The 13,296-nt window shown below is 58.1% G+C and carries 11 protein-coding genes; 6 read left to right on the top strand and 5 right to left on the bottom strand.

Annotation, left to right across the window (positions count from 1 at the left end; translation table 11 throughout):
* Window positions 1-56: 56 nt before the first annotated feature.
* Window positions 57-1,049: a hypothetical protein gene (locus IAE41_RS02300; protein WP_200731920.1), complete on the top strand. Its 993-nt coding sequence runs from the start codon at window positions 57-59 to the stop codon at window positions 1,047-1,049.
* 403 nt (window positions 1,050-1,452) lie between these two features.
* Here IAE41_RS02300 and IAE41_RS02295 read toward each other — a convergent pair whose 3' ends face one another.
* Window positions 1,453-1,923 (bottom strand): NIF family HAD-type phosphatase, encoded by a 471-nt coding sequence (locus tag IAE41_RS02295; RefSeq protein WP_200731919.1) that lies wholly within the window; start codon window positions 1,921-1,923, stop codon window positions 1,453-1,455.
* Window positions 1,924-2,102: 179 nt separating this feature from the next.
* On the opposite strand from IAE41_RS02295, the gene IAE41_RS02290 reads away from it, so the two are divergent.
* On the top strand, window positions 2,103-2,522 hold the full coding sequence (locus IAE41_RS02290; RefSeq protein ID WP_200731918.1) for an H-NS histone family protein: 420 nt from the start codon (window positions 2,103-2,105) through the stop codon (window positions 2,520-2,522).
* A gap of 96 nt (window positions 2,523-2,618) precedes the next feature.
* On the top strand, window positions 2,619-3,044 hold the full coding sequence (locus IAE41_RS02285; RefSeq protein ID WP_200731917.1) for a hypothetical protein: 426 nt from the start codon (window positions 2,619-2,621) through the stop codon (window positions 3,042-3,044).
* Window positions 3,045-3,249: 205 nt separating this feature from the next.
* Here IAE41_RS02285 and IAE41_RS22430 read toward each other — a convergent pair whose 3' ends face one another.
* Window positions 3,250-4,245 carry a hypothetical protein gene (locus tag IAE41_RS22430; protein WP_234458247.1) on the bottom strand — a complete coding sequence of 332 codons (996 nt, stop codon included), beginning with the start codon at window positions 4,243-4,245 and terminating at the stop codon, window positions 3,250-3,252.
* 375 nt (window positions 4,246-4,620) lie between these two features.
* Window positions 4,621-5,415, bottom strand: a complete 795-nt coding sequence (locus tag IAE41_RS02275) for a hypothetical protein (RefSeq protein ID WP_200731916.1) — start codon at window positions 5,413-5,415, stop codon at window positions 4,621-4,623.
* A 94-nt stretch (window positions 5,416-5,509) separates the two neighbouring features.
* Between IAE41_RS02275 and IAE41_RS02270 the strand changes: the two genes are divergently transcribed.
* Window positions 5,510-5,749, top strand: coding sequence for a helix-turn-helix transcriptional regulator (locus tag IAE41_RS02270; RefSeq protein ID WP_200731915.1), 240 nt, complete (start codon window positions 5,510-5,512; stop codon window positions 5,747-5,749).
* Between the two features lie 240 nt (window positions 5,750-5,989).
* Window positions 5,990-7,954: a hypothetical protein gene (locus IAE41_RS02265; protein ID WP_200731914.1), complete on the top strand. Its 1,965-nt coding sequence runs from the start codon at window positions 5,990-5,992 to the stop codon at window positions 7,952-7,954.
* A 178-nt stretch (window positions 7,955-8,132) separates the two neighbouring features.
* Here IAE41_RS02265 and IAE41_RS02260 read toward each other — a convergent pair whose 3' ends face one another.
* Window positions 8,133-10,247 (bottom strand): hypothetical protein, encoded by a 2,115-nt coding sequence (locus tag IAE41_RS02260; protein WP_200731913.1) that lies wholly within the window; start codon window positions 10,245-10,247, stop codon window positions 8,133-8,135.
* Window positions 10,248-10,939: 692 nt separating this feature from the next.
* Here IAE41_RS02260 and IAE41_RS02255 point away from each other — a divergent pair.
* A complete protein-coding gene (locus tag IAE41_RS02255) occupies window positions 10,940-11,503 on the top strand; it encodes a hypothetical protein (RefSeq protein ID WP_234458246.1) in 564 nt (187 codons plus the stop codon).
* A gap of 49 nt (window positions 11,504-11,552) precedes the next feature.
* On the opposite strand, the gene IAE41_RS02250 is transcribed toward IAE41_RS02255, so the two are convergent.
* On the bottom strand, window positions 11,553-12,548 hold the full coding sequence (locus tag IAE41_RS02250; RefSeq protein WP_200731911.1) for a hypothetical protein: 996 nt from the start codon (window positions 12,546-12,548) through the stop codon (window positions 11,553-11,555).
* Window positions 12,549-13,296 lie beyond the last annotated feature (748 nt).

Here is a 13,296-nt window from a genome sequence, read left to right as displayed (position 1 = left end):
GTTTCCTTCACCCTACCCAATCATTCCACTGACACTACTGGCGAGGCACCAAGCCGATGGACCTAGTTGACGCGCTTAAGAGTAAAATTGACGCGCTGGAAGATGGGGAGCACATTCTTGGACTGAAGGCTGTTCTCCGCCACATTGAGACTGCCTTCAGTCACCTAGCGCGTGGACAAAAGGACGATAACGAGTCCGCCTTTACAGACGCAATCTACCGCACGAACCAGGCGTTCGAAGGTAGCGTCAAAGAGGCGTATCGCACTCTTACGGGAAAGGATCCCTCGGAGACCACACCCGCGAAGATTGAAGCCTATCTTGAGAAGGAGGGGCTGCTCCGTGATCGGGTTCTGGCCCAGCTGACCACGTACAGGAGAGAGTGGCGAAATCCTTCAACGCACGACTACAAGCTGGATTTCGATGAAAGCGAGTCATTTCTTGCCATCATTTCCGTATCGGCGCTTGCGTGTTTGCTCTTGGATTTGATCGCCGAGCGCTTGGCATACGTCAGATCTCAGACCGAGGCGGACGCCCAGCGGGACGACATTGTGGCCAGCCTTGCGCCTTCTGCTGGGGGTGACCTGCATACCCGGATCACGGCACTGTTGAAGGAGTTCTGCTCCAGCCACATCCCTGTGGTGCCTGCGGACAGCATGCTCACCGAGACTCAAGCTATCGGCGCACTTCATGGCTTCCTTTCTTCGGTCGCCCCAGAGCTCAATGTAGCAACAGAGGTACAAGTGGGCCCCTCTGGTTCTCCCTTCAGGGCCGACCTGATGATCACCCAAGGCGATAGGAAAATTGCGATAGAGCTGAAGCGCCGGATGACCAAAGCTGGATATGGCAATGGCATCGCCCAGGTTCACACCTACCTGCTCGCCGGTGCCGCCAATAGCGGTGTGCTCCTTGTTCTTCCCGAGCCTGGCGGTGAGGTGGAGATCGTCGAAGCAATCGATGGAGCTTCCGGTGGCATCGGTCGGGTTACAGCCATTGTCCCCTCCGGCGCGCTCTCCAAGTGGCAGCCTCAGTTTCCTTCACGGGTGCGCTAACCATTGATCAGAGTTGGGCTGAATCGGCGTTCCTGTTCTGCCCGTGGGGCAAGGTCACTTCTACCAGAAGGAACCTGCCCCCACGTGAATCAGCTACCCAAGGTCGAGGAAATGGATATGCCCGGTGTCAGCGCAGGCTCCCGCTAGCTTTGCCGTGACCGTATCCAGCCTCTCCCCATATCCCACGTGGTTTCCATGTACATAGATCACCGGGAGGTCTGGGAAGGCCTTGGCGGCCTATGCCACGCCCTAGCCCCAACATCGATGTCACTAGCAGGGATCACTACGTCTGGCCGACCGCGGGCATCACTGCCACTTGTGACGCCGAGCTCGGGCATAACCGCCATCGGCTCGTCCCGCCAGACTTCGTGATGGAGTTCAGATAGAACTAAGAGCCGCGCGGCTACCGCTCCCCGGACCTTGCACTACCGCTCTTGGCCACCTGCAGGTCGCGAACCCTGGCGCTAAGTTGGGTAATAGCCTGGGCGAGGGCTTCATCGTCTGCCGGGTAAGGAGATCCAAAGAGGGGAATTTCCACCCAGAGGTGCTCTTGGCCAGCATGCACGTATGGCCCATGGTCATCCAGAAGCAGGGCTTGCCCCACAATGGGTGAGACGTAGGACAGATCCTTGGTGGGGCCGGCCCAGGTTATGTAGCGCAATGCGCAGAACCAAGCTGGCGCTTGCCCTTCGGACACCAGTAGCTCGGCAATACGGCGGACAAGCCGCTCGTCGACCGTGGTGAACATCACCAACTCATCAAACTGACCGCGAACCGTTTCTAGGAACTCGAACAAGCCTGGCCGAGGGATCTGACTGACCGCATTGGAGATCAGGGTCCCTTCGAGGTCCAACGCAAGAATAGTCGGGCGCATGAGTGAATCCTCTATTAGGCACGGACCACGGTACCGATACGTGGTCGCTCAGGATGAGACTGCTCAGTAGAGTTACCTGCGGATCGTCCTTCGCCCGAGCCCTGATGTCTAGGGCGTGAGCCTACTGGTACGCTGACTTGGGCTTGACACGTCGAGGTCTGACGCGGAGCCTTGGCGGGATGACTATCGACGTTTATGCGCTTAATGCGCGCGAGCTCCAAACCCTGATTGCATCGGCTGAGCGCAGGATGCAGCAGCTCTTGGTCCGACGCCCTGCTGTAGCGGTCCGCCGTCAGATGGCCAAAGTGGCCAGATCGGAGGGCTATTCGATCGAAGAGCTGTTCGGTCCATCGGCCCAAGGGTCCGAACCAAAGGTTCGACGTCGATCAGGACGTAAGCTTGGCAAGGTTGCTCCAAAGTACCGGGATCCCGAGAACAAGCGAAATACCTGGACCGGCCGCGGCAGAATGCCTCGGTGGCTTGCCGAACGGACCAAGCACGGCCGAAGCCCCACTGACTTCTTGATCCCGGGTCTCGGCAAGCCCACAGCTCGGAAGGGTAGCTCGATCGGCAAGAAGAGCGTGATCAAGCGAGCGTAGTCCGTGTTGGCCCAATCCTGCGGCCCGGCGGTGGGAGAATTCTTCTCCGGCTCGGATTTGCCTGGCTACGCTGCAGATTGAAATTAAAGAACCAGAATGGATACCTGGAGCGGCATCCTCCCGTTCGAGTATGTTCGCCATCTCCGACTGCAATTAGGGACAATGATGACCAGTTACACGCTAGAAGACCATGCTAGAGCGACTCAAGAGCTGGCGGGCTTGCATGAGAAGTGGGAGAACTACTCAGGCAACAACCAGAACAAGTACAGGGCACAGATCGAGGCATCCAGGGCGGCGCTGTTTCGTATCGAACAGTCGCTGAAGGAAGCTGGCCTGTTGAAGCGGACGGCACAAGAAGAGCGCGATGCAGCATTGGACGCGGCGTTCCCGAACGCACCTTCCCGCGAGATCGTCGATTGGCAGGGCCAACGCTATCAGCGGCGTTACACGCCAGTTGCGACCAGCGTGTCCGGAAAGACAGTGCGAGAGTGGAAGGGCTACTGGACTCAGTTGAGCGACTGAGTCTCAGGAATCGTGATCGACCCACCGACCGAGGGAACTCGCCCTTGGTGCCCCATGGTGCCCAGCGTCCTTACTGGCTTATAGGGCGTCGCACCCCGCGCTCCTCTTCGTCAAGTCAATGGCGAGGGCACTAGAAATCGGTCATTGTTCGGCAACTGGAAGATGTCCTACCTCCGTGGCCGCCAAGTCCCTAGAGGCAGGCCTATCAGGCGCCCGTCTCAAATTCGGTACGAGCAGCGTGCAGTACGCGGACGGGATCAGTGCCCAGGGTCGATGCCGGCACATCGCCGTCGAGCAGCACGTGGGGGCTCAGAAACCATTCGACCTCTCCCCAGCCTGTAGTGCGACGCAGCCCATCCGGCTCGCACAGGAAAGGAAGAGCCCCTCGCAGCACAGTGAGGATTTCGGCCAACTGCTCTATGGGCTGGCCGTCAGGACGGAACTGCCAGGTTGGAAAGCGATAGCTTGGCTCGGGCACCTCCACATACACCGCCAACAGCTTGCCAGCACGACGCAGCTCGGTTGCCAGCAGGCCACCGCGACCAGGCTGCGGACCGAGCGTGGCGCTCACTTGGTCGGCGCTGGGCCACTCTTCGGCAAGCGCTTCTCGCTTTGAACAGGCGTCGAGTGCTATCTGTTGGGCGGGCGTCAGAGTCTCTATTGGTTGCAAGGCCTCCCCGACCGACGCTGCACGGTCTCGCTTGTCACCCTGCGAAGTCCGGTACGAGTGCAGTCCTTCAGCAAGGCCATCGCGCAGTCTTTGCTTCAACTGGTCCAGGGTACGTTCAATGGTCAGTCCTGCCGGCTGCCGAGTGCTCATGTCGATCAATACGGTGTGATTACCGAGATCAGTCTGCCGCTTCAGTACGAGCAGGCTATCGGTGAGTGAACTGCTGTGTAGTTCCTGCAGGTGACCGTCGTGCCACAGCGCCGCAAGTTGGGTGCAGTTATCGTGCAGTCCCCCAACACTGCCATTCCCTAATTGCGTCAACGCCGAAAGGGCAGCGCGCTCAAGCTGCACGCGGACGCTGCGTGACACACCGGACTGTCCCTCATCGATCGGAGCGTACAAGCGGATGCGGCTGACCACACCCTTCGCAACTGGATGACATGTTGCCGCTTCGGTGCCGGCAATGACGAACAACTGCTCCAGCACTTCGCCGGTCGAAATCTGGGTAAATTCCAGCAGTGCCAAGTCCATGATGTCTCCCGGCATCGCGGAGAGAAGGGAAAAGCCTAACTGCGTACTAGGCCCATGATATGCGCTGGGGTGCCCCACCCCACATCTTGCAGGCCCATACTGCCAAGTACGGATCGTAAGCCAGATGGCGGTAGCGGTTCCGAGCTCCCCCCACGAAGACTGAGGCGTCCGGGCCAGCTGGTAGCCTTTGAGTGGATCGTAGTAGCCCGATCGCATACCCACCAGCTGGACCTGCCCGCTCCCTGAGCTCCCCCTCTCTACGCTGCGGACAAGTGAGCAACTTCCCCAATTGTCGTCACCGCAGCTGGCAGCTACCCAGGTAGAGACAATGCACTCAGTGAGTGCATTGCTCAGAGCTTGTTCCGTCGCACTGTTTCAGACGTCAGAGTAGCTCTCGGCCAGCTGCAAGCCCTGTTCCAGCTTCTCTATCAGCTCACGATCGTCACGATCAATGTATGGCTTGTTGCCGTAGTCCATCGCAGTCTCCGGAATTGGCTCCAAGGACACGCGGCGCTCGGATGCGTTTCGCACTTCCAAGGTCGTCCAGGACTCATCTCCTGAGACAAATCCGATCTTGAATACGGCATCACGCTCCGTCCCCGGCGCAAGGCCGCCAACGCTCTGGAAGTCACTGGTAACCACCGCAGACGCAACAGCCTTGGAGTCACCATTCAAGTACAGATTTGCTCGCCATTTGATGCGGCCAAGGGGAAGCTTCGACTCATTTCGTAGCACCGCACGAACGCTGGGCGCTAGACCAAAGAACCCCTTGGTGATGCTTAGAGCCGGCTGGCGGGCAGTCACTCGCTCCAGCTCGGCAAAGACCGGCGCCTGAGCAGCTGCCCTGTCCCGTAAGCCAGCTAGTCGCTTGGGGTAGTTGGCTTTGACTAGATTGACCTCTCCGCGCACTACCTGGCGCACGGAGCCATTGGGGTACCGCCGGTGGAGGGTGGTCTGATTGATATCAGACACTGCCCATTGAAATGCCATGCGTTCATGCTCACTCAGCTTCGGGCTTACCTCTGCCACAGACGCAAGCAACTGATCTCTTGTACCCGCTGTCATCAGTCCCTTGTCAGCGGCTCCACCACATGCCGTGAGCCCGGCAACCATCAGCGTCACTAGTCCCACACGCAGGACCTGACCGCGTCTCACGTCCTTGTTCGTCATCCAATTCCCCCTTAGTGAAAGCGGCAGGATATCTACTTTTTAGATATCTGAGAACTAGATATAGCTTCGGAGGCCGCTCAAATGAGGCGCGGCCGTGGCCAAGTCCATACATCGCAAGGAATACGCAGCCTTAGTGGAAGCCGTGCGAGACGCTAGAGTCGCGGCCGGCCTGACACAGACCCAGGTCTCCGAACAGCTTGGGCGGAGTCAGTCGTTCATCAGCGACGTTGAACGCGGCAAGCGCAGACTGGACATCGTCGAACTTCGAGACATTGCCCATCTCTCTGGATTGTCTCTGGTGGAACTTGTCGCCGACTTCGAGAGCAGGCTGTAGGCGACGGCCGACGTGTTATGGGCCCATGCAGGCGTTCGCCTGTTTAGCATCGATCATGCGCAGAGCCCCCCTGATCCACAGGCGTCTCTTTTCCACCCGGGGCGACAGCACTGTCGAGACACCGCCGGCAGCCGTGGATTGGCTCAAGCGCTCCAGGCACCAGACTCAGCGATCTGGTTGCGTTCAATTAAAGAGACTGCGTGCCGCTAATGAACGAGATGCACTCCATGTAACGGCCGCATGACAGATCTGACAGACTTCCCCGACGACACTCGCGTGTATTTCATCCGCAACATCGACGGATACACCCAGCCCCATAAGGGCACTGAGTCCACCTCAGTTCGGTGCTACTTGGCACCTATCCCCTCCGGATGGGGATCAGACCCGTCAAAGCTGGACGATCGACAGATCGCTCGACTGTTCTCGGATAAGAACCGTGAGTCATTCGTCAGCACCATCTTCGCAGGATCGCTGGCTAGCTTCGTCGTCGGGCAGTGCTTCATCCGAGGGGAGGATGGCGCGGGTGTCTACGCAGGAATGCTTCCTGCCACGCAGCGGAGAGTAGGAAACGCGCTCGCCTACGGGGAGGCGTCTAGTCTTTACAAGCAGCTCGATGAAGAGTGTGAGACAGACCTCTACCCTACTACCCCGATCGGAACAGACTGCACGGGAAGGGTGATCTATGCCCTACCTGAAAGTCAGCTCTACCTGAGTGACATGGCGTTCGCCACACGAATCTTGGTCGTTCGGGACACCCGCCGCTCGGATGAGCGCGAACAGATCGAGTACATCATTCCTCGAAATGTAATCTTTCGAGCCTTCTATGCGTACAACTCGACCACAGCTGACATCTTCACCGCCGGGCCTTGGGCCACTGTCAGATCCCTAGCAATTTCAGAAAACGAGTTCGCAGGCCACACGACCGGGGTCGACGAGGAGACGGGGAACTGGAAGATTGTGCTCGCCTTGGGCATGACATTGGACGATGGGCCCATGATGGCTCTTTTTCGCTTTAATCCATTCGCTGAGTCAAGGGCCAAGCGGATTCACGAGCCGATCCTGCAAGCCCAGTTGAACAGCTCGCTTGGGGGCGGCTTGGATGATCTTTGGTGCTCCAATGCCGAACTCCCGCTAGATCCAGGCCTTGGTCCGTACCGTGGAACCGTGTCGGGCTACTTCTTGAATCGCCGTAAGGATGGCGGATTCGCCGGCAAGACCTTCCTGGTCACAGCGATTCATCAGATGAGCTTTCCCAAGGGCTTGCCGAAGATCGCCCCGATTCTGGTAAATGACGCGACCGATGGTGAAAAGGTCATCCACACCGATGCTCCCAGACCCCACAACGGCCGGCCCCGAAACCGAAAGCCACGTCCGTCAGGGACCCCATCTGTCGATACGCATGAGGCAACAGAGCAGAGGCCTGGCTTCGACATGCCTTCGACCTCCTTTGCCTTCCATCCCCAGCCAGCCATCGTTCGACTGAAAAAGAATCAGAGCTTGAAGCACAGCTCAAAGAGGAAGAAGTGCGATCAGGAACCAACCAGCCGGATCTCAGGGGGCCGAAAGTCCGGAAAGCCGGAGGACCTAAGTCACGCTCATAGCTCCCATGAGAAGCGCGATCCCTCTCAACTGCTAACCGGACTGATGGCGAGTCTGAAAAAACTCAGGGCAAAGGGTGCAATTCAAGACTACCGGGTCGTCGCACCAGTCGCTTCAGAGCAGAGAGTCCAGGTGGGAGCGTATCCCTGCTGGAACTTCTTGGGCAGCGAAGAGCGCAATGCAGTTCGTGGCGGCAGAGCCAACTGGAGGGCGAACAGCTGGTCCTATCTGTCCAAAGCGGATTCGCACTACAAGGCCCTGGCCCGCTCTGCGCTTGTAATCAGAGTAACGCTACCAAGCGGTCAGGCTGGACTGTGGATCGAGATCGAGCGAAGAGCAAAGGATGACAAGGCCAAAGAATCGATGGCCTCGGCGTTCGTCTTCACAAGTAGTCCCGCCATACGAGCTGAGACCGAGAAGGCCCTCATCGTCATCCGGAAAGCACTCGGAGCCTCGTTGACCAAAGCCTTTGCCCGTAAAGGCATGATATGCCGTACACATCCGCACTACATGGAAAAGCAGTGCAGCGACCAGTGGAGCATTGCTCCCCTGGAGGCATTCTTCGCCTCCCTCAGTGGCGAGAAAAGTGAGCCGATCGAGGCGTGAACCTGGATGTCACACCCCGTAGGCCCGATCGCTCCTGTGGACATCCGTGCAAGACCTTCACCAGAGCGTTCACCGGGTACGGCGTCGCATCCAAGTCGAAATCCGCTTGACCCGGCCCAAAGCCGCGGTGCCGGGCCAAGCGTCTTCGATAGAAAGCAACTCGATCAAATCCAGGACATCAATCCAGCTGGCGTCGGATCTCGATCTCCACGATGAGGCGCGGAACGCGCCCACGTGCAGGGTCTCCCTTGGCAATAGCGATGATGTCCTCTTTCTCGTCGCCAGCCCAAAGGCCAACCAAGCCGTGGAGGAAGAAATCAGCAAATGAGCAGCTGGCGTCCCTCACCTGCTGGCCAGGGATGGAAGATTTGCTGGTGTGCATGTGACTCAAGTTGCCGACGAGCCGGGCCGGGGCAACCCATAGGGCGGAGCGGATAGAGGGAGGAGTCAAAAACAGGTAGTACGAGTGCTCTGTCTGGTCGAGCATGTCTTCACACTGCTGCGGATCGAACGGCACGGTCGAGCTAAAGTTACCGACTTTCGAAGTGCCGCTGCGTTTTTTAACCTGCACCAGGGTAGCGCGCTCGACTTCAACCATGCCTTTGTCCACGATGCGTGTCAGGAACAGTACGTCAGCTCCAAGAGGACTTCCGGCTGCCGTGATGTCTCCCTCTTCCTTCTTGCTTGGCTGGCGAAAGCTCACATTCAAGCTAGGATGCGCGCCACGGGTAGTTAGAGACAGCTGCTTGAGCGCTGTGTTGGCTTGGCCAATTGCCTGTCTGGTCCTTTCCATGAGCCGGCCTGTATGAACCTCCTCGTCCTCTCCCCAGTGAACAGCGAAGTCCTTGCAGAATTCAGCTTCGACGCGGCCTATCTCAGCGTGGATGATGCGCTCCACGGATGGATCCCCAAGCCACGTCCTCGCACCGACCGCGGGTATCCCTGTATCAGTTTCACCCGGAAGGTTAGTCCCAAGCAGGTCCGGGGTACCTTGGCTCGACCGGGTCAGTCCCTTAGCTCTAAGCCGCATCAACCTTGGGCCACGGCTCGCGAGTTCAACTGCAAATCGGAAGTGATCAGGCTCATCCATCATCCGAAGTAGCACCGGCTCTACTTCCGCAAAAGCAACCTGATCAAGCCACAGGCAAGCAAAGTCAATCAGCCCTTGCCCCAGGTGGGCATCTGAGCTCACAAGGTCGAACAACTCCTGCCTCCAAGCCTCACGTGCAGAAGGGCCCAGCTGCCCCCATTCAGCATCCCGGTCCCAACCATTTTTGGGCAGGAGTCTAAGATTGGCGAGAACCTCAGTCAGTCCAGTCTCGGGAAGGTCAGTGAACCCATGCCACGCGCCAGCAAGCAAAAGGTATGAGGGCAAGCCGTCCTGAGAATTCTTCTCGAGCGTCTGGAAGGCTGCTGAAACGCACTCCCGGAACTCGTCCTCCTTCTCATCACTCGGCCGCTCATTCCATCGCCAAAAAAGCCTGGAAACATCCTCTTCCTGTATCTGCTGGCAGCACCGAATCAGCCGCGGGAAGTTGGATCGATGGGCTCTTTTAAGAACAATCTCAATCGCCTCTCGGCTCTCCCTAACTGCCTCAGACTTCTCGAACAACGAAAAGACAAGGTCCAGTTCTTCGCTTTGAGAGTAGCCCGGGGCCAATCCAACGTTGGCATAAAGAAAGTCGAGCACCAGGTCGTAATGCCGTCTGACCAAAGCATCGAAGCCCATGCGACCATCGCTGGAACGAGCGTCCAGGAGCCGCAGAACTTGAAGGCAGTCCTCAGGCGACGTACGCGACACGAGGGCTTCCATCATCTGTCGATCATCCAAACAACGATAGCGATACTGCGATGCCCTTCCGAGTAGCCAAGGAAGCCAGATCGCATTTGGCTCGATCTCAGCCAGTATCGCTTTGCGAACCGCGTCGCTCGTGTCACCTAAGACTTCAGTCTTGAACGCCTCCACTGCTGACAGGTAGGCCTCTGTATCCTTGACCGACGACGTGCTGCGAATGCAACTAATCGTCTCTCCGAGCACGGCCAACGCAATAGCAATAGGACCGGACTTCGCCGCAGTTTGGAGCTCGGATTCGAAGTAGTCTCGATCGGATGGCAGATCCGTTGCCCATGCTGGGATGACGCTTATCTCATCTGGAGACAGGTGAGAGTAATCCACGCTAAGCCGGCCTTCCGTGACCTCAAAGCACCCCGAAAGGAGTGCAACCAGGGGCGGTGGCCAGCTGACCATCGAGATGCCAACAACCGCAGATTCCTTGTCGAAGTTGATTTCCATGCTCAAGACGATCTCCATTTCTGAACGATTTGTTCGCTTGCGTTGGCAACCCGCCCCCCATTGCCGGCGGACGCGGTATCGCTGACGCTGTGAACCCTGACAAATACACCCTCGCGTTCCGAACTTAAAGGGGCCCAATCGACCTTTTCCGCTCCAAATGGACTACGTTGAAACTGCACTTCACGCAGGTTCCCAGCTGAACCCCTGCAGCGCTTGAACATCATCAGGTCCCGGCTAGGTACAAGTCCGCTGAGATAGGGCCCCTGCGTAGTCACTTGGATCTAGGATGACTTAGTCATGGCGGCGCCAAATAATTGGCATCGCTTGTCCCCATCCCTATGCCCGTGCACTTCTTGTCCGACTCAGTACTGATTTGACCGCAAGATCTCCTAGGCCTAACGTGTCAGGGCAGGCGCTGATCAGAGCTATCCCCCGAGCAGAGAGCCCAATTCATGGAGGCATACGCCCCACCCCTCACCACCCGATGCTGTCTTTGCGGATCGAGTAAATCCCTCTCGGGAGAGCACAAGATCAAGGCCTCAGTATTGCGTTCGGTGTTCGGCGACCGAAAGACGGTGATCATCGGCGACGGCGGAAGCTTTCGATATGCGCAGAGTTCCAAGTCAAGGGCCTTTCACTTTGCAGCGCGGGTCTGTGAGCCGTGCAACAGCGCACGGACTCGGCCAGCTGACTTGGCTTTCGATGTCTTTAGCTCAGTGGCATCGGACCTGCACAGTCATGGCAGAGATCCAGCCGAGGCCTTCCAGGACCCTAGGTTCGCTCCAGACCTGGGGCACCTCTACCTGGATGTCTTCAGATACTTCGCCAAGCTGATGTGCTGTCACTTGGCGGAGATGGACGCGCCGTACCTGGAAGGCATTGCGGAGTTCGCCATAGGTACGAATGACCACAATGTCGTGACCCTGATGGTGGACGTGGATCCTGCATATCAGCGAATACAGGATGATCGCCAGCCACGACTCTATGCTGCGCATGGAGGCCTTGTCATCACTGGGGATAGAACAACTAAGGCTCCAATTTCCTTCTATTCGACGCTTACGATCGGAGCGGTTCGCTATCGCTACTTCGTCAGCTACAACGAGCTGGGACAGCATGAGCTAAGGGACTACTACCCGGACTTCTATGATTGGTGTGTCCGAAGGATTGGCGAGATGATCGACAATCCCTTGGATGCGGAGGCCAGGCTGCGACTTGGCCTACCGCTGGATCCTGAGGAGCCGCCTCCATGCCCTTGATATCGGGCTACTGAGCTGGACAGGCCCCGCAGCCGCTTGACGGGGATTCCTAAAAGACTCGCCTCGACCACTCGCTGACGATTTCCTTCATCTCCTGCTGCACTGTGACAATCCCGTCCCGCGTCAGTAGATCTCCAGCCTCGTTGAGTCCGGTTACCTGCCTCCGCAGCGTTCCCGGAGCGAAGCCGTAGGCAAGCTCGATGGTAACGGCTAGATCGCGCTCAACTGCGGAACTTGGGACGCTAACACGCTGCAGAAGGTCCGCTAGTGTCAACGCGTCACGCTTGATCGAAGGTCTCTGGGCGATCTTCGGCGGCATCGTTACCGTCCAGCCATACCGGGATCGAACAAAGCTCACCCATACACTCAGATTGGCGCGGGACCCCGGCGCGGACTCTAGATACTTCACCAGGTCCGACTGGTCGAAACACTCGCTTAGCTCAGTGGCCTCACAGAAGGCCTGCGCTGTCCGAAAGTACTGAGCTTGCGTACGGCTTGGCCTCCCTTCCAACCAGGCCTTATAGCCCGCCAAGTACTCAGCCCAAGGCTTGGATGCGCTCTCCTCCAGTCCGCGAGCAATGAGTGCTTGATCGCGGGCGACTGCTCGGGCTGCATCGTCGATCTGGAATCCATAGCGCTCGCAGAGGAAGCGAGTGACGTTGAGATTTGCCCTGAGCTGTTTGGAATCAAAAATTCGAAGCAGATCAGCCGCCACGATCGGCTGGTGTGTTTCAGCATCCAGGTCGATGGCACGGAAGAAAGGGAACGCCCTTACAGCAGTCTTGGGCAGTGCACCTGTGGCGACGTTCTTGGCCAGCAGCCACTCGCCGAATGCCGTGAAGAGAGATGCAACCCACTCGCGCTCGATCGCTGCTGCGTTCAGTGAAACCTCGCGTCTAAGGCGTGCGGCGATCGAACAGGCATCACATTGCGCACTGCCTGCGCCCTTCACAGTTGAGCCGCAGCCAGGACACTCGTGATCGGCTGGCTGGTCGCCGGTGCATGCGATACAAAGCGGACCTCCGCTCTCGTTGAAGGAGATCACCTTCCTATACCTACGGCATCGCGAGCACGTAGCGTGGGTTTGCTTGTTGACACAGGACGGACAGGCCCTGAGTTCCTCCGGCAGGTGTGCAGCACCTGAGAGTCGCTGACTGGGTCGGTCGCAGACTGGGCACGGCAGCTCTGGCGTCGTGTACGGGTAGCACGACGCACAAACGAGACTCTCATGGGTAATGTCCGCGCCGCCATCTGGTCCCGGAACAGTGTCTCGGACTATGCGAGCGTCCGGTGCAGGCCGGTGACACCGGGCACACCTTCGCTGGTCACGAAGGCAGGACCCGCAGGATGGCGGCTGCTGATCCGACACGTGATGGACCACGTTTCCATCGCACGTCGGGCAGTCGGCGCTTACAAACTGCCTGCTGTAGCAGGTTCCACAGAACTCGCTACCCTTGTATACCTTGTGAGCGGTGACCATCGTTGCGTAACAGCCGTCGCAGGTGCGGCGGCCTTGGCTATCAGTACTCATTGCTTCTTCCAATCATCTTGAATAACAGGCTTGCTCTCAGCTCGCGCCATCCTTTGACGCGCCTCGTTTGAGCCTCGCCCACGGTTCTGATCTCGGTTCTACTACACACCATCCCTGGTCTGGTCCGGCCCTCAGGGAGTTGCCTTACCATCCCACTTACCCAGATGGGCATCTCCTGACGGAAGTACCGCTGGGTCATACGCATTGAATGGGCCATCGCTACCAGGCCGCTCGGTCCAAGGCTTAGCAAGCGCTCGAGCAT

Source organism: Stenotrophomonas sp. S39, from assembly GCF_016624665.1.
Taxonomy (GTDB): Bacteria; Pseudomonadota; Gammaproteobacteria; order Xanthomonadales; family Xanthomonadaceae; genus Stenotrophomonas.
The sequence above is the reverse complement of the archived record's forward strand: the minus strand, read 5'-3'. Positions and strand labels throughout refer to the sequence as shown.